The sequence below is a fragment of the Candidatus Stygibacter australis genome, from assembly GCA_030765845.1.
GTDB classification, from domain to species: domain Bacteria; phylum Cloacimonadota; class Cloacimonadia; order Cloacimonadales; family TCS61; genus Stygibacter; species Stygibacter australis.
This window is the reverse complement of record JAVCDJ010000103.1, coordinates 1-18,828: the sequence shown is the minus strand read 5'-3', so window position 1 is coordinate 18,828 and position 18,828 is coordinate 1. Positions and strand designations below refer to the sequence as shown.

Here is an 18,828-nt window from a genome sequence, read left to right as displayed (position 1 = left end):
ATATTTCCACCTTTTGGGTGATTTTTTTATATCACCTGTTTTGTAGTTAAAACTATGATATAAAACACCCAAAAGGGTTCAAGGAAAATATTAATCGCTCAGGTTAGGACTTATTTAGTCTCCGAAAATAGTCAATTAATATATTTGACATATCCGCTTCTGTAGCCTTAGGGTCAAAATGTGCTCCTATCCGATGTTCCACATCCATATCATCAGAAATTGCTGGAATTATCTGAAATCCCCCCCCAAAAAAGGATAATTTTGATAATACTGTCTTGAAGTGATTATCCGCAGATAATTTCCCAGTTCTTTACTGATCTCAAGAGGTATCCCCAAAGTATATTTACACCAGCTGATCAGATACCCCGCATTCCAGGCAAAGGTTAATCCCATCAACTGCCTGTCATATAAACTAAAAAAAGAGTCACTGAAATATTGGATTGATTTCGGATCACGTAAAGTTTCCTGACGCTTTTGGGTCATACTCAGATAATTCAATGATATCACGATATTTTTTATCTGGGGATTATTATCGCAGATAAAGGGTACCTTTTTGCAGGTAAATGGCAATATTTCTACCCGCATAGCTCCACTCAATGTCCCTTCCCGCATCTCCGGGATCAACCCTGTCATCAGGTAAGAATCACCCAGGATCACGGTATCAATGTCTTCAGGGAGCACAAAATATCTATTATCTTCCAGGATTCTGATTACCGTATTCTTGGTAATAAAAGCCAGAATTGATATAATTATCAAACTGAAAACCAGAAATCCTATCAGGTTTTTTGTAAAGTGCCCAACTTCTTTAGAACTGAAAATAGATAAACTCATCATTAGTAAATAATCCCATTGTTAATATCAAAAAAATCAACCCAAAATAAACCAGATACCTTATCATCAAAGGATAGTTTGACACATAAGCTCTAATTGACACTTTGCGCTGTAATAATTGCATGGATGTCATTATGACCAAGGCGATTACCATCATCGCCATATTAACCGTGGTCAGTCCCCAGGTATTACTGAATTCCAGTTTTAATCCCTTAAATAAATGCGAAACTACATAAAAAGCGTCTTTTAGTGAATTTGCCCTGAAGAATATCCAGGCAAAACACACTATATGAAACGTGAAAATGATCTCCAAAAGTCTCACTATTTTTCTCTGATGCAGATCTTTGAGCCATTGAAATGGCAAACCGATAAATAAATGGGTAATAATATGATAAATACCGTGCAATCCACCCCAGAATACAAAAGTCCAGTTCGCCCCATGCCATAACCCACTCGTTAAAAAAACTGCTATGATATTGAAATAATATCTCATCTTACTCACTCGGTTGCCACCTAAGGGAATATAGACATAATCCCTGAACCATGTGGATAGAGAAATATGCCAGTTATGCCAGAATTCTCCGATATTATGGGCAAAATAAGGTCTGCGGAAGTTCAGCATAATATCAAAACCCATTACCTGGGCAGAACCCCTGGCGATGTCTGAATAAGCAGAAAAATCACAAAATATCTGAAAGGCAAAAAGATATGTGGCTACCCATAAAGGAAAACCATGATAATTCTCTGGATTATTATATATCGTATTCACCAGTATTGCTGCCCGGTCTGCTATCACCAGCTTCTTAAAAAAACCCCATAACATTAGCTTCAAGCCGTCACTCACATTACGGTATTTAAATTCGTGCACTTCCTTGAATTGAGGCATCAGATGCGTTGACCGCTCGATTGGTCCTGCTACTAACTGCGGGAAAAAGGATACATATACTGCAAATATCCCTAAATGTCTTTCAGCACTTTTCCTGCCCTTATACACGTCTATCGTGTAACTCAAGGTCTGAAAAGTGTAAAAGGAGATTCCAATCGGTAATAGCACTTTCAACTCCGGTACTGTTGCACTCAGATTGATACTGCTAAATAGATTATTTAATGAATTTCCGAAGAAATTAAAATATTTAAAAAAGAAGAGTAATCCAAGATTGACACACAGGCTCAATATCAGATATCTTTTTTTTATCTTCTCATCACTGGCATCCTCGATTTTGATTCCTGCCATATAATCTATCAAAGTTGATAAAATTATTAGTATTATATATTCCACTCGCCAGCACATGTAAAAGTAATAACTTGCTATTAATAGTAATACCCACCTGTATTTAGGGGGTATTAAAAAATATAGTATTACTACGACTGGAAAAAATATTAAAAACTTTATCGAATTAAATAACATTTATTTATTTTTATCCCTTTTATTATTAATCTCCCTTTGAGAAAATTTTCCATTTCTCTAACAACTTGTCAAATCTTTATTAATCCTGCTTTGCCATTCCTGCTATTTTAATTCCCAGATCTTCACTTAATCTGTCTGCTCCCCATTTGTTCAAATGATGAACATCAAAATATTCATCTATGGGAAATTCTAACTCACTGTTCTGATAATCGATCAAAATTATTCCATCATCCTGTTGCACAAACCTTTGGTAACTGGCTGAAAACTGCCCGTCATTAACTATTTCGACCACATCCGGATATGGAAAATTCACTACTATCAACTGGGCATTGTGCGAATTAACAAATTGCACGATCTTGTGATAATATTCTCTTGCTTCTGGAGTGATTGCACTATCTTTCCATTCATACTCTACTTTTTCACAATTATCCTCGTCAAGAATCTCACCACTACTCACAAATCCTCTGCCCAGATAGTATTCATCCTCACTAAAATCTGCTTCGGGATTTCCCCTAAGTTTGTCATAGATGTATTTAAGATTATTCTTCCTGTCCAGCATAGGTAATAAATAATACACTTTTTCCTTGATAGTGAATCCCTGCCAAAAATACTCCATCTTATTCCAGGAATTTTTCATATTCTCAAAAATGTAATATTTATAAGGTCTAGTATAACTTCGCGTTAGCATCTCATAATGCAGTTCCAGAACCACATATTGAATATCCTGATGTTTAAATCCCTCTCTCAGAAGATAATAAGTTGCCGATAATGGCTGATGCGGTGATCCCAGATTAAAACTTTCCATCCCGCTTGCCTTAGTGATCTTATAAGGATCAATGCCATAAAAACTGCGGGAAGATCCCGTCACCAGAAGCTCAATACTATTCTCTGGTAACTGGTAAAATTCTGCCCATTGCAATTGAGGATAATATCTGCCTGCTCTTATCCAGTCCCGCTTTGATTCTGATAAAGCACTGGCTGTCAGGATATTAAGAATAAACCCCACCACACAAAATAATACTAGTCTTGCAAATAATCTCCTGAATTTCATCTTAATTCTTTTTAATTATTTTACTCCCTTTATGTCCAGATTTATTATTTCCAGAGAAGATCCTTGACTCTTAATCATTATCTTATCATTTCAGGTTCATGAAAAATGTTATTATTATTTTAATATTGTTTGCTGGTTGTATTCTATCAGCTCAGGCTTTTAATTCCATCGATTATAGTATCATTGATACTTCCTTTGATCCTGGTGACGATTTTTACAGATACGCATCGGGTATGTGGCTGAAAAATAATTCCCTGCCGGAAAACCGTTCCCGCTTCGGATTTTTTGATCTTGCTGAAAACCAGACAAATTCTGAGCTGATCAGTCTCATGCAGAAAAAGAATGATGATCCTTTGCAAACTCTTATTTCCACTTTCTTCACATCCGGTATGGATAGCATTTCTATAGAATTGGCTGGAATTTCCGCTTTAGAACCCCAAATGAAGATCATACAAAATATCTCTACGAATACTGACCTGACTATTGCCCTGGCATATTTACAGTTAATAGGCGTCAATCCGCTATTTGAAATTTACTCTCCCATATATTGGGAATTACGAGGCACCCACTATCTTTATCTCCAGCGATCATCGAATATTCTGCCAGTTGATCCTGATCTGGAAATTAGTCAGAAACTTGCTCAGGATATTCCTCCACCTCCCAGTAATTATAATCTGTATAGCATCAAGAAACTGCAAAGAACTTTTTCTAATATTCAATGGGAGGAATATTTTAAGATCCTTCAGATAAAGGAGAAAAAAGCAGTTATTGCTCAACCTGCATATTTTGAACTGATAAATGATCTCCTGGCTGAATATTCTCTTGAAGAATGGAAAACATATCTCCAATGGATACTGCTCCAATATGCTACCAAAATTACGGAAAGTCATCCTGATCAAAATTTATTCGTGATGCAGACCATCGCATCCTGCCTGCCTAATCTCACTGGTCACCTTTACACTCAAAATTATTTCAGTTCTGAATCCCGTAATGAAGTGCATAATATCATCACTAACCTTCAGACTGCTTTCAAAAATAGAATCGCTGATAAAGACTGGTTGTCATCTGCTACTAAAAAGAAAATCGAGGAAAAAATTGATAATTTCACTTTCAAAATTGGTGAACCGGATTTCTATGGATCTGATTATGATAATTTACAGATAGATGAATACAACTTTATGCAAAATGTTTTTAACTCATGCAAATTTAATACACTCCTGAAATTACAAAATTGTGGCGAGATAGTTAAGAAAGAGGAATGGGTTGTCCCGGCTCATTCCACTAATGCCTGGTACAGCGCTAATAAAAACGATATCACTCTCACTGCTGCCTATATCAATCAGTTATTCAGTCCCCTCAATGATCAGGCAACTAATTATGCCATGCTGGGTCCATCTATTGCCCATGAAATGACCCACTCGTTAGATGATACAGGCAGACTCTATAATGCAGATGGTAAATATAAAAAATGGTGGAAAAAATCTGAAATCCGCCATTTTAATGAACTTACTCAAAAGCTCATAGAACAAAGTGAAAACTATATTATAATAGATACTCTGCATATTAATGGTAAACGCTCCGCAGGAGAAAATATCGCTGATGCCGGTGGCTTAAATATTGCCTGGGATGCCTATAATATTGCCACAGAAAATGATACTCCTGCCATCATCAAAGGATTCACACCCGAACAAAGATTTTTCCTTGCCTATGCCCAGAAATGGCGTGACATCTTAAGTGATGAACTTAAAAGAAGCTATGCTGCCGGATATTATCATGCTCCCCCGGAGTATCGCACAAATGGTAATGTGTATAATATCCATGATTTCTACAAAGCTTTCAATATCAGTTCCGGCAGATTATATAAAAAAGAAAAAGACAGAATAATTATCTGGTGAGACCACTTACCTCCCAGACAAGTTATCGAGTAGGCTATAATAATTCAATTTCTTTCAGAATGAATCACACAATGTCTCGCAGCCAATTGACCGATAATTTGTTTGATTTGTAAAATTTATAGGTCTAATAGACAAAAAAAGGTTGCTGGAATAGGTGGTATCTCTTTATTTGTATATTATTTACCTGCCTTTTTTTATATAGGAGTGTAAGTATGACACGAAAACGATGCCCTAAATGTGGTTCTGTTAACACCAAAAAAATGGTAAGCGTAAGCACAGACAACGTTATAAATGCAAAGACAGCAACTTAACATTTATCAACCATAAACGATCAGAAGCAGAATTGATAAAACGGTTATGGGATGAACATGTGCTTGGTAACCAAACATTGAAAAGACTTAGTGAGAAATATAACATTTCCACTAGATCCGTCCGACGTAAACTTGATAAATTTTCAATAGATCTTCCTCAACATGTAAGCGGAAAATGCGTGATCGTAATGGATAGTTGCTATTTCGGACGTAGTTTTGGAGTGATGGTTTTTCGTGATATACTGAGCCATGAAAACCTACTCTGGTTTTATATACATCATGAAACTTTAAAGGATTACATTAAGGGAATTCAAAGATTGAAAAACAGTTCTTGGGATATTCAAGGAATCGCTTGTGATGGGAAACGAGGACTTTTCAGAGCGTTTGGTGATATTCCTGTACAGATGTGTCAATTTCATCAGGTTGCCATTGTCACTCGATACATAACCCGTAATCCCAAGCTGGAAGCAGGGAAGGGATTGAAGGCAATTACTAAACGGTTATGTCATACAAGTCACTAAGAATTTGAGACAATGCTTTCACTTTGGGAACAGAAATGGAAAACCTTTCTGGGTGAAAAAAGTAGGAATGAAGAAACTAGGAAATGGCACTATACGCATCGTAGACTGCGGAGCGCAATTAGAAGCTTGAAAACAAATCTTCCATATCTATTTACCTATCAATATTACCCTAAACGATGCATGCCGAATACCACAAATTCATTGGAAGGAACCTTCTCCAAGCTGAAAACAAAATTGCGAAATCATCCTGGGATTAAGCCGTGGAGAAAAAGGAAGATGATCGATCAAATTCTCTCTGAATAGCAACCACTTTTGTCTATTAGACCAATTTATATCAATTTATTCTCTTCCCAGCGCATAAATCCTGAATTCAGAATACTTGTCAGAAGTGATCTCTTTATAGGCTCCCTCCGTAAAAGGAAGCTCATCTTCTCCCTTCCAGTGGATATAATAATCTATATTATACCTTTTTAACTGCTCCAGATATTCCTGATCACTTACAACTCCCTGCTCTCCATAATATTGCCAGTCATTAAAATATGCCAGCCACACGCAATCATGCCACTTGCTGTTTGATGCCACCCGCCCGGTAACCTGAAATTCCTGGAGATACCTGTTCAACCTCACTAAATGAGATTCACCTCGGGAACTACTCATCAACTTATGTGCTGGATATATCATAAAACTTATCAAAAAAACCACCATCAGAATGATCTGCACTGCTTTGGAAATTTTATACTCCTTGAATAAATAATGCAAGAGACTGGCGCTTATTCCCAAAAGTAATATTGCGCAGACCCACAAATATCTTATTACTACCAGTATTAGTGCATAACCGGAAAACAATATCAACATAGAAAGCAATAGATAAAATTTCCTGCTAAGCACAAATGCTCTTCCTTTTTTATATAAATACAGGATTAAACCCAATAGTATAAAAATCGATAAAAATGAATATTGCGAGAGTATGATCAGTATCCAGGCAATATTTTTAACCACCCGCAAGACCTGATACAAAAAATTCTCTACAGATGACGTCGCCGACCAGTCAACCATCTTTGTATAACTGATATCTTCCCACACGCTGGTCGCACTGTTGTAAGGCGGTGGCAGCAGTCCCCGCAGATGCATTGGAAAATCCTCTGTTTCAGGTCCAACAATTGCATGGTTGAATTTACCCGATGAACCTATCGTTACGTGTCCATACTTAGCACTGATTGTCAATATCCACGGCACTGTAAGCAGCAAAAAAACCAGCATGCCAGCCATATAGCACCAGGCAAGCTTTCTCTTTTCACTTCTATCTGTGCCTGTCATTATAAATAATATTATGGAAACAAAATAATGAACTATAAAAAAAGGAAGTCCATAGGCTTTGGTTAAATATAAAAGACCTCCCACCAATCCACTAAAGATAGCGTAAATGAGTTTCTTGTTTTCGCGCAGGTTTAACATGATATTCAGGTATAATAATAGAAAAAAGGCGAAAAGAAAGTCGGAGGTAACACCGTTGTATGCAAAATATAATGTGCATATTGAAGTCACCAGCAGCAGATACTTCTTTATCTTTCTGTTCATATTAAGCTTCATGTAATACAAATCTGCCAGCCAGATGAATATGAGACCAACTAATAGCCCCAATACTTTCGCTGCCATTGGTGCCGATATGCCAACAGCTAAAAAAGGCAGCAGTAACCACGAAAATAAAGGACCCCAATATCCATTCACTGCATTAGCAAAATCTCCTGCCAGATACTTCTCGGCAATGCTGAAATAGGAAAATCCATCTGGATTGATCGAATATAAAAAATTGGGTAGTAAGATTATTCCCAATACCAGAAATAATACTGCGGAATAAAGATAATCACCTTTAAATTTTGCTCTTTCTGATTTTTCTCTCATCTGCTGTTATCCCTCCTTTCCATAAATTTCTTTACCTTCCCTAAAATCGATAAATAGCACACACTCGAACAATTTAAATATTTATTATACTTTAGTAAAGATTTTTCTCATCTCCTCACACACCAAACCATTTTAGACGATTTGGCGGATGTGCTATAAGGATGATAAAACCTTTGAAAGAATCACTTCTGTTACCTGTTTTCAAACCAGGAACAAGTTAACAATATAATGGAGAATTTGTTACATTATCTACAATAGAAAATGCCTTACACCATTCCCCTACTAAGCAGGAGTTATGAACAGTACCCGGGACATGATTTCTGGCGACCATTTTACCCCAAATACATCTAAAAGGTATTAATTCTCCTTATGTCATTGTCTCTATTATGAATTACATTTCTCGGCTCTTTTTAAACAGTTCGTTTTGTCTTGATGAGCTGTAATATATGAAAGCTATTCGTTGCTAAAAATCTTACATTACATTGATCCGCGTCATCCGCACAATCTGTGTTCTATCCTTGGCACAAAAAACCTCCGGCTGGGATAATTTATTTAGTCCCTTTTTTAGTTAATAGATCTCGCTTGCTAATAACCTCGGTGACCACCTGTAGTCTTGTTCGTGGTTTTTTTTACTTGATAACTTAAAAATAATAACTGAATCTACTTTATGTTTCTTGACTTATTATTGGTATTATTGAATTGTCTGACTAACATATTGGCAGGGAGTATTTATGAATAGAAAGTTAATATATGTAATAGTGATACTAATTTTTATCATTAATCTATCAGCTGCTACAGTGACAGAAAGTGATAAAACCTTGATCATTGGCTGTGAACCGGATTATCCTCCCTATTGCATAGTAAATTCTGAGGGAGAAGGTGAAGGATTTTCCATAGATTTGATCAAGGCAGCTCTGGATACTCAGAATCTTAAGTATGAGATCAAAGTAGATATATGGAACAATCTTAAATTTGCTTTGTATGAGGGAAAGATTGATGCCTTGCCTTTAGTGGGTAGAACTCCTGAGCGCGAACCATATTTTGACTTTACTTTCCCATATATCTCACTTCACGGGGCAATATTTGTGCGCAAGGGTGAACATCGTATCAAATCCATCAGCGATTTGAAGGATAAAGAAATTGTTGTGATGGCAGGAGATAATGCTGAGGAGTTTGTACGCAGAGGCAATGTCTCAGACTTTATAATAACTACCAGCACGTTTCAGGAAGCCTTCGAGGAATTGGATAAAGGAAATTATGATGCTGTCATCACCCAAAGAGTGATGGGCTTGCATTTATTGAATGAATTAGAGATATTTTCCATTGCCCCCTTAAGTATCGATCTTAGTGATTTCCGGCAGGATTTTTGTTTTGGTGTGAAAGAAGGTAATAAGGAATTGCTGGCAAAATTAAATGAAGGTCTGGCAGTTATAATCTCTAATGGAGATTTCAAGGATATATCTCAGAAGTGGTTCACTCCTGAATTAGACCATTCACTGATGAATAAGTATAACATGAAAATGGCTGCTTATATTTTTATCCCCCTAATTTTGTTTCTCCTGATTGTGATGCAGATCTATATGCGAAAAGAGATAAAAAGAAAAACAGCAGTCCTGCAGGAAGAAGTAAAGGAACATGAAATTGCTCGAAAGAAACTTATAGCCAGTGAAAAGAAATTCCGCAGTTATGTTGATAAGGCACCTACAGGTATATTTGTCTCAGATGAGGAGGGCTATTATCTGGATGTAAATTCTGCAGCCTGCCGTATTACAGGCTATGATCGGGATGAATTGATCGGCATGCACCTGAGCGAGCTTATTGATCCTGAATACAGGAAAGAAGCGGAGAAATCATTTGCATCTTTATCAGAAACCGGGGAAAGTTCCGGTGAGATTCCCTTTATTACTAAATCAGGAGAAAAACGCTATTGGAGAGTTGATGCAAGTGTGCTAACTAATTATACTTTTCTGGGATTTGCAGTTGATACCACTGATAAATGGCTCGCTAATCATGAATTGCAGAAAAGCCGTGATCAGCTTCAGAATTTATTCGATAATATGATCAGTAGTTTTGCTTTTCATAAGCTCATTCTGGATGAAGCAGGCAAACCGTTAGATTTTGAATACATTGAAGTTAATAGAGCTTTTGAGAAGATGTTAGGCATAAAAAAAGAAGATATAATTGGCAAGAGGTTTGCAGAAGCATTTCCTGGAATCGAAAATGATCCGGCTGACTGGATAGGCACTTATGGAAAAGTTGCTTTAAATGGACTATCAATTAAATTTGAAAACTATAGTGAAAAAATTGGCAAGTGGTTTTTGATCAATGCCTATTCCCCGATAAAGGGATATTTCGCCACTATCTCTGAAGATATTACTGCTCGGAAAAAGAATGAAGAAGAACTAACCAAATATCGGGAAAACCTGGAAGAACTGATCAAGGAAAGAACCAGTGAATTGCAGGAAAGTAATAAAGAACTGGTTCGCTATAATAAACTTTTTATAGGTAGAGAATTCCGGATCAAGGAACTGCGAGACCAGGTGAAAGAACTGGAAAAAACGCTGGAGAATTAAGACTGAACATCTGACTTATTCCCCAGCATTCAAATTATTTACGATATTATTCTAATATCAGAGCAGCATAACCATTTTTCTTGTAATACGCTCTCTGGAAGTTTTTAAAGTATAGAAATACATCCCGGCAGACACTGCTTCATTCTGCTCATTTACTCCATTCCAGATCAGTGAATAATCTCCCTCACTCAGGTTTTGATCAATGAGAGTAGCTATCTTTTGACCTTTGATATTATATATTGATAAATTTACATATTCTGATGAAGGCAGATAAAACCCAATACTCGTGGAAGGATTAAAGGGGTTGGGATAGTTCTGCTTAAGCTGCATAGACCCTGTTTCTGGAATATCGCTGTCGGTGCTGGTTTGCGGAGCATCGCGAACCAATCTCACATAATTATAAATGCGAATGGCATCACCTTGAGGGCCATGTCCCTGGGGCCAGTCATCAGGATTACCCGTCTTAGGATCGCTGCGCTGAGCTCCTGCACCATGCACATCTATCCAACTTCCCATATAACCATAAGCAGTCCCAAAACAAACATAAGCTCCATAACTGCCGGAATTGTCTTCTGTCCAATTTGCATGAGTGGTGCCACTCCAGTAGAAAGGATAATCCGTTGTACCAGCTTCCGAGGTGATAGCTGTGCAGTTAAATACAGGGTCAATTGCCGCTGTACCTGTTGCTGAAGGAGCACGGGTATAATCTACTATGCTCTGCAATTCTTTGACATTAGGTAATCTCCAGTCACTGTAACCCGCATATTCAGAACCTTCTGCTATAGATAATGCGTCTTCCCAAATCATGCCTTCACCTGTATCATCTTGTGCCCACATCAAACCTGTAGCATTATCTGTAACTGTGCCATCTCCATGATCAGTATAGTCATTGACAGTATATTCGGCATTACCACGCACATACTGCACGTAAAACTGCTTATCTTCCTGCTGCCCGGGCATTGGTCCTGTACCGTAACCCTTAATTCTCCCATCTGCAAAATTCACTCCGAACATAGTTTCCGCGTCTCCCATAGTTGTACCTACATATATTGTTGTACTGGCATATTGTGCATCTATCAGCCGTTCTCCGGCATCTGTGTCGCCGTAACCAAAGTCAAAGTAATCTGTATCGATAAATGGCACCAGATCATCTGTTGATGAACCCTCATAGCCACTGGGGTCTATACCACTGAAATTCATCAGTGAATACTGCTCTTTGATGTTGGGTAACCTCCAGTCACTATATCCTCCAGTTGTGCAACCTGCAGCATTCACAACAGCTTCCGTAGCCGACATTTTATCGTCATAATCAATGTCTCCATCACCGTCCTGATCTATAGATTTCTGCCACATCAAACCTGTCACATTATCCGTGACAGTGCCATCTCCATTATCAGTATAATCAGGTTGATTACCCGAATAATTCGCATCCTGACCATAAAAAGCTTCTCCAACTCCCGGTGCAGTAATTTCCATTTGATTATTATAAGATAAAGTTTGACCAGTATCCACCACCGGATATGTGATTTCCGCCATTAAAAGAACAAGTGAAAACAAGACTAAAGCAAATATTACTCTTTTCATAATTCTTTCTCCTTTTCCATTTCAATCTCATAGACAAGACAACCGAAGTTTATCTGCAAAAAAAATAGCTGAGACGGATATCCACGTCCGATGAGAATTTGAGGGTTAGAGGGCTAGAAGGATAGAGGAAACTTGGCTGGTGTTTCCTAAAAATTGTTCGCGTTTGTTCGCGGCTAAATAAATCTTACATTACATTATCTCTGTGTCCTCTGTGGTGAAAAATATCTTCCATTACATTCCTGATCATAAATGCTTCCCCCTCCCAGGGCAAGGATGCCCAGGTTACAACGGGTTTCGGGATAATGCAAGACAACTTTACTAAATTGTTTTACAAATCACCCCCTTATATTTTTCTGTCTGCAAAATACATGGAGTTAGTATGATTTATAAGAAATGTCTTGGATTTAGCATAATTCTTGCTGCCTGCCTGCTGCTATCTGCCCAGTGGCAGGAAACAAATGGTCCTTCCGGAGGCTATGTGAGATCAATAGCTTTTGATGGGGAATGTATATATGCTGCCACGGGCGGTGGCGTGCTGGTTTCAGAAGATGATGGCATTAGCTGGGAATTCAGAAATAATGGACTTTATAGCTGTGACACAAAATCCCTGGCTGTGCTGGGAGATTATATCTTTGTCTCTGGAGATGAAAATGTGTTCCGCTCCAGTGACCAGGGTATGAACTGGGAACCAGCAGAAACGGAAATGGCAAATAAATACACTAAAACCCTTATCGTCTGCAATGACGTCATTTTTGCCGGCACTTATCTATATGAAATTTACCGTTCAGAAGATTATGGCTCTTCCTGGGAACTGATAAATAATGGGATTGAAGGCGTGGAATATATCTACTGGCTGGCAACTGACGGCACTAATATCTATGCCGGCACCTATCTGGATGGCTTGTTCCGCTCAATAGATATGGGTGAAAGCTGGCAACCGATCAATAATGGTCTACCCAGCACAGACATCATGTCCATGTATTATTTCAACGAAACTTTATTCCTCAGCACCTTGAGTCATGGAGTGTTCATCTCCGATAATAACGGTGATTCCTGGTCCGGATTAGGTACAAACATCCCTTCCGTGAAAGGGTTTTACAGTCTGGAAGATGATCTGTATGCCGCATCTTTTGGCGGTGGAATATATAAATCCACCAATAATGGGGTAAACTGGTCAGTCCATAATTCAGGACTATCTGAAACTGCCATCTGGGCTATTGGTGCCAGCAATTCTTCTCTCTTTGTAGGCGTCACCAGCGGACATATCTTTCGCTCCTATAACCAGGCAGCATCATGGACTCTTGTTAATCAGTCAAACAGTTTCAAAGCTACGGTCGGCTCGCTTACCGTAGCAGGAAGTAATATCATCGCCGGTACCCATGGTTCTGGCTTGCATACTTCTGCAAATGCTGGAAATAACTGGACTCGCAGAAGTTCTATTGGTACTGTAGAAATCCGGTCAGTATATTATAATGGCACCCACGTGCTGGCTGGCACAGATATGCTGGGCATCTTTTATTCTACTGATAATGGAGTGAATTATTCTACTTCAAATAATGGCTTGGGCAGTGCCTGGATACAGGCTTTCACCTGGTTTGATGACACCTATTTTGCCGGCAGCCGTGATGCTGGGGTTTTCATCTGGTATGTAGGTTCAAATACCTGGATAGATGGCAATAACGGCATCAGCAACATAAATATCACAGCTCTGGCAAATGACGGCTCAAATGCCTTTGCAGGCACTGCTGATAGTGGCGTATTCCTATCTGATGACCTGGGTGAAAGCTGGATTGAGATAAATAATGGTCTTGGCAGTTTAAATATTACCAGTTTAGCAGTAATTGATAATTATCTTTTTGCAGGAACTATTGATGCAGGCATCTTTGCTTCCAATGATACTGGAGCAAATTGGTATCAAGTTATGGATAATCAATATATCCGCTGCCTGGCTGCTGATGACAGCCTGCTTATTGCCGGCACGAATACTGGCGCAGTAATGGTAAGCGCCGATCATGGAGATGTCTGGCAGAATATCACTTCTGACCTGACGGGTTCTCCGGTGTTATCATTATATGTTCATGAAGGTTATTTATGGGCAGGCATCAATGGTGGGGGCGTCTGGAAATATCCCTTATCTGAGCTAAATTTCCATAATTATGGTGATATAGATGATAATGGATTGGTAGAATCTATGGATGCCTCTATCGCCCTGCAATACGTGGTGGGAATAGACCCGTTGACTGCTCCCCTGCCCTGGGAAGACTGGCGAATTGATATGGCTGATGTTGACGGTGATTACTATATCACTGCTTATGATGCATCCCTGATACTCAGATATGTTGTAGGAATGATCACCCAGTTTCCTGCAGAATAAAATTAACCGGAGGTTTCATGTCCAGAAAGAAGCTGTTGATCACGAATTTTATACTTTTCGCGCTTCTGTTTATCCTGATATCAATTAACAAAGATTATCTGCGACCACAATTCAGTCATCAGCTTTATGGCCTGATCATCACTGGCTGCCTTCCAAACTTCATAGCCTCCTTTATAATCAGCCTGGCTATGCTGAATGCCCTGATGATCAAACTGGCTAAATTCCGGCATCTGTTAATATACCTGATCCCTGCACTGGTATTTGTTATCCTGGCTTTCGAAGAATTTGTCCCGCTCTGGGGAGCCAGCACCCACTTTGATATTTATGATATCATCGCCTCTGGCATTGGTGCAATATTATCCCTGCTGGCATATAAACTTATTCATAAAAGCTAATTATTCACTGAATTCTATTTTCACCCAAAGATTATAGTCCTTTTGAGATGGCATCCTTCCACCAGGCATACCACCGCCACGTTTTCCACCACCATCACGCATACCTCCACCACGAGGCATATCTTCTTCCGGCATGTCACCTGAACCCATACTCATTTCACTTCTTTCAGGGGCTTTGCATTCCAGACCTAATGAAATCTTTTTCTGATCTTTTTTCTGGAAACCAAATAACTGATCATCAGCCTTGTGCAAAGGTATCATAAATTCATATACGATGCCTCGATCACCTTGTGCTCTGGCAAAGTCAAAACCGGTTAGTTCGTTATTACTGTAAGGGACATTGTCATTCTCTTTATCCTTCAGTAACAAAAATTCAGGCTTTATCTCAATCTTCTCCATCATCATATCACCAAAATTATTTTCTCTGTTTCGCTCTTTTATCTCTTCCCTGTTCTGCCTTTTATTACTCTCCATCCCCGGAATATTCAGTCCGCATATTTTCTTTGTTTTTCCTTTATCATTCACCCACAAAGTAAAACCATTCATCAGCATTTGTCGCTCAAGATCAGTATCTCTACTGATAAAAAGCACATATAAGCTCTCATCATCATGCTGAATTCCAAATATCACATCATCTCTGTCGTTATATACTCGATTCCCTTCCCATTCCTGGTCACTACCGTCAATTAATACCGTTTGTTCCACCACATTGCTTTCAATACTAAGGGTTTTGCTCATGGCAAACACAGCAAGGCTCATAATTATCAGAGAAAAAATTGTCTTTTTCATTAAATTCTCCATTTAAGTATTTATCATTTAGACATCTAAAATGGAGAATCCCTTCGTTTTTCCCTTTATTCCACAGTTATCACGCGATCACGTGACGGCAGATAATCGCACTCTCTGCAACCGGATTCTCTGGAATCAATATCTGAACTATAGCCCAGCAATGTCTCCAATCTGCTTGATATTTTATGAACACTGCCACAGCGGGGACAGATTATCATCGTCCTGAAATTTATCAGGCCCAAAACCATGGGTATAAAAAAGATCAGAACCGCAGGAATTGTATAAATCAGTTCAGAAGATGCTGATGGAATCCTATCTGTAACTTTTATTGTCGATGATAATACAGGAAAAAACACATAAAAAGTATAAAGTAATGTCCCGAGCAGGCATGATACAAAAAAACCACCAGTGACAGGCATATACACCCTGCTGACTTGAAATCCTGCTCCAATATTCCGCTGTTTGAGCTTATCCAGTCTTTCAGGATCACTATTGATCTCATCTAATATGGGATCATATTTATCAATCCGGTTTTTTACAAAGCGATTTGAAAGCAGTCCAGGAGCAAAATTTACCAGCAGAATTCCAAAAGGACCCAAAAATAAACCTGCCAAATAACCCTTGCCGCTGCCTGTCTCCTTAAAAAATCTGCGACCCGCTATCACTACACATAAGAGATGCAGAAATGCCTTTATAACAATCATCATTAACTCCTATAAATAACAAAATCGTTAAACTGCTAGCAGTTTAACGATTTTGTCCTTATTAATTACTATTTATTATTTTATAAGTATCATCCGAGATACTTTGCTGCCAATCCCATCACCTGACAATTGATAGAGATAGATTCCAGCACCCACTAATTTTCCCGCAGCATTACGGCAATCCCATTCTACTTCATTTCTTTCAGCAGACAGGCTTCTCACTTTCTGCCCACGAATATTATAAATATCAATCTGGGCATCTTTCATTTCCCGAGGCAGATCGCATCTCAAAGTGGTACTTCCCGTAAAGGGATTAGGATAATTGCTTATCTGCACCAGATAGGATTCATCGATGTTTTCTTCACTCACTGCCAATGTGGTCAGATCTATTCTCTGGATAAAAAGCGCAGGATCAGGTTCTGGTAAAAATGCCCCACGATTATCACGCCATAAGACAATGCTGTTTCCGGCATCATCTATCCCGGAACTCACCAGCCTTTGATTATAACTGTGTTGACAAACGATAATACCTTCTTCAGGAACTCCAGACACAAGACTCCCATCAGTATTGAATATCTTAGCATAAAGATCTTCATTATCCATATCTGTCCAATAAACCACCATAATATCCTGCCAAATATCTAAACTGCTGTAACAGGTACCCGCAGTTACGGCTGTATTCTCACTCCAGACAGCATTTCCTTCCATATCATATTTTCCGATCACAAGCTCATTTGTTATAGCATCATTATACAAGATATAAATTTCATCTTCATATACCTTTACTTCTTCAAGATACATATCATCAGACAGGAATCCATGTCCTCCATCTTCCCAGAGAAGCTCTCCCGCATTACTTATGTATTGTCCCCTATAATTATTTGACCAACTATCGATTTCTCTCCAGAAAACCAATACTCCTTCATTGCAGTTTATCACTTTAATATCTTGATAATTATAATTATCACCAATTACTATTCCCTCAGCAGCCCAGCCGATAGCAGGTTGACCATTATCATCAAGCCTGAGAACTTTTATCTGACTTGAAGGAAAATAGGCATTTACCCAGATCACCATGTCTCCTGCCAGATGAATATCATTAATATCTCCTTCATTATACTGAATAACCTCTATTCCTCCACCCCAAACCGGAGCATTATCTATAATTCGCTCTAAATGAAGGGTTGATACGGGATTCATATAATCATTATTAGTGGTTGACCAACTGATTGCAAAACCATCTTCAAAAGCACCTACACAAGCATCTAAGCAATCCTCATCTTCATTAATGAATGAATGACCTTCATCACCTAATAATCTGTTGCCTGCCAGATCCATTATCTGTACTCCACAATATTCATCAAAAGAATCTGTATGGTCGGTTGTAAAAACTGTGCAAAATGTCTCTCCATCATTGCTGAAACAGGTGGATTTTAAATCCTGATCTTTCTCTGGTCTGTCTGTAATAGGTATTCCGAATTCTGTAAATCCATTCTCACCAGTATAGTCATTGATCAATTGCACATATATCTGACTTGGCTCAAATCGATTATCTCTCCAGGTTATGATTGAATTCTCGCCGTTTGTATCCAGATAAGATTGGTAGGTAGTGCCAGATAACACGCTGTGCAATACCACTCCTCCCTCTTCTAATATCATATTATCATCCGCATCAATATATTGAAATTTGATAAAATCATCCGCGTCATCATCACTTGAATACGTCCAGAATATCCCTGTTACTTCTGATTCTGCTATCCCTATCTGATATTCATTACTGCCATAAGGACAAACATAAGAATTCCCTATAATTACCGGCTCGTCTCCCGATAAAAGTTCTCCATCACTATTATAATGGAAATATAACATTAAAAAATCGTCACTACATTCTTTCAGGAATACTCTCAGACCTCCACCATCATCTGCCATAAACTTTATATACTTCAAATTCCATGTATAATAGGAACATAAATAACTGCTGTCCTCCCACTCTAATTCTCCACCTATCGCTGATTTTTGCAGAACAAGAGTTGTGGTTTCTCCTATTCCCTCTTCCCAGATCAATCCCAGCTTATCATCTGATGTAACCACTGCTCTAAATCCTTCTCTTGATTCTGCACTCGGCTCACCCGCCAATTGCATTTCTGCATACTGCAAATCACCACTGGCATCTATCACATTTGCCAGATACTGATTATCTTGCCTGGCTACTACTGCATACTCGCCTTCTCCCCAGTTCAATAAAGCAAAATCATCTTCTGAATCCAATTCTTCATGTACAATGCCATTGATTCCCCAAAGTAGATTAGCATTTTTATCATATCTCTGCAGATAAAGTTCAGTTCCCTCTTCTGATAGACTACCTATTATTATCCCACCATAACCGTCTTTTATCATCTCAATATTATTATCCATTAAACCGGTCAATAACAATTCTCCGCTTTCTGACCAATTATCACCGATGCTGCCATCTGCCTCCAGATAGAGAGA

13 protein-coding genes are annotated in these 18,828 nt (G+C 38.5%); 5 read left to right on the top strand and 8 right to left on the bottom strand.

Features of this window, described 5'->3' with window-relative positions; all coding sequences use genetic code 11:
• Nucleotides 1–228: 228 nt before the first annotated feature.
• The 3 genes from RAO94_05515 to RAO94_05505 all read right to left on the bottom strand — a co-directional run bounded on the left by RAO94_05515 (nt 229) and on the right by RAO94_05505 (nt 3,290).
• The gene (locus RAO94_05515) at nt 229–834 is read right to left on the bottom strand and encodes a hypothetical protein (protein ID MDP8321787.1); all 606 of its coding nucleotides are present in this window, start codon (nt 832–834) and stop codon (nt 229–231) included.
• A complete protein-coding gene (locus RAO94_05510; GenBank protein ID MDP8321786.1) occupies nt 806–2,122 on the bottom strand; it encodes an MBOAT family O-acyltransferase in 1,317 nt (438 codons plus the stop codon). The genes RAO94_05515 and RAO94_05510 overlap by 29 nt, the downstream gene beginning before the upstream one ends.
• Before the next feature lie 196 nt (nt 2,123–2,318).
• Nucleotides 2,319–3,290: a hypothetical protein gene (locus RAO94_05505; protein ID MDP8321785.1), complete on the bottom strand. Its 972-nt coding sequence runs from the start codon at nt 3,288–3,290 to the stop codon at nt 2,319–2,321.
• Nucleotides 3,291–3,388: 98 nt separating this feature from the next.
• On the opposite strand from RAO94_05505, the gene RAO94_05500 reads away from it, so the two are divergent.
• Both RAO94_05500 and RAO94_05495 read left to right on the top strand, forming a co-directional pair.
• On the top strand, nt 3,389–5,185 hold the full coding sequence (locus RAO94_05500; protein ID MDP8321784.1) for a M13 family metallopeptidase: 1,797 nt from the start codon (nt 3,389–3,391) through the stop codon (nt 5,183–5,185).
• A 343-nt stretch (nt 5,186–5,528) separates the two neighbouring features.
• Complete coding sequence (locus tag RAO94_05495; protein MDP8321783.1) at nt 5,529–6,017, top strand: hypothetical protein; 489 nt, start codon at nt 5,529–5,531, stop codon at nt 6,015–6,017.
• Between the two features lie 339 nt (nt 6,018–6,356).
• On the opposite strand, the gene RAO94_05490 is transcribed toward RAO94_05495, so the two are convergent.
• Complete coding sequence (locus RAO94_05490) at nt 6,357–7,919, bottom strand: hypothetical protein (GenBank protein ID MDP8321782.1); 1,563 nt, start codon at nt 7,917–7,919, stop codon at nt 6,357–6,359.
• Nucleotides 7,920–8,650: 731 nt separating this feature from the next.
• Here RAO94_05490 and RAO94_05485 point away from each other — a divergent pair.
• Nucleotides 8,651–10,492 carry a transporter substrate-binding domain-containing protein gene (locus tag RAO94_05485; GenBank protein MDP8321781.1) on the top strand — a complete coding sequence of 614 codons (1,842 nt, stop codon included), beginning with the start codon at nt 8,651–8,653 and terminating at the stop codon, nt 10,490–10,492.
• Nucleotides 10,493–10,549: 57 nt separating this feature from the next.
• Here RAO94_05485 and RAO94_05480 read toward each other — a convergent pair whose 3' ends face one another.
• Nucleotides 10,550–12,076 (bottom strand): DUF1566 domain-containing protein, encoded by a 1,527-nt coding sequence (locus RAO94_05480; GenBank protein MDP8321780.1) that lies wholly within the window; start codon nt 12,074–12,076, stop codon nt 10,550–10,552.
• A 379-nt stretch (nt 12,077–12,455) separates the two neighbouring features.
• Between RAO94_05480 and RAO94_05475 the strand changes: the two genes are divergently transcribed.
• Nucleotides 12,456–14,450, top strand: coding sequence for a dockerin type I domain-containing protein (locus RAO94_05475; GenBank protein MDP8321779.1), 1,995 nt, complete (start codon nt 12,456–12,458; stop codon nt 14,448–14,450).
• A gap of 17 nt (nt 14,451–14,467) precedes the next feature.
• Entirely contained in the window at nt 14,468–14,845 is a 378-nt protein-coding gene (locus tag RAO94_05470) for a hypothetical protein (GenBank protein ID MDP8321778.1), read from the top strand.
• Here RAO94_05470 and RAO94_05465 read toward each other — a convergent pair whose 3' ends face one another.
• The 3 genes from RAO94_05465 to RAO94_05455 form a co-directional block, all read right to left on the bottom strand.
• Nucleotides 14,846–15,634 carry a hypothetical protein gene (locus RAO94_05465; GenBank protein MDP8321777.1) on the bottom strand — a complete coding sequence of 263 codons (789 nt, stop codon included), beginning with the start codon at nt 15,632–15,634 and terminating at the stop codon, nt 14,846–14,848.
• Between the two features lie 65 nt (nt 15,635–15,699).
• Complete coding sequence (locus tag RAO94_05460) at nt 15,700–16,341, bottom strand: hypothetical protein (GenBank protein ID MDP8321776.1); 642 nt, start codon at nt 16,339–16,341, stop codon at nt 15,700–15,702.
• Between the two features lie 72 nt (nt 16,342–16,413).
• A partial coding sequence (locus RAO94_05455) for a T9SS type A sorting domain-containing protein (protein ID MDP8321775.1) occupies nt 16,414–18,828 on the bottom strand: 2,415 nt, incomplete at its 5' end.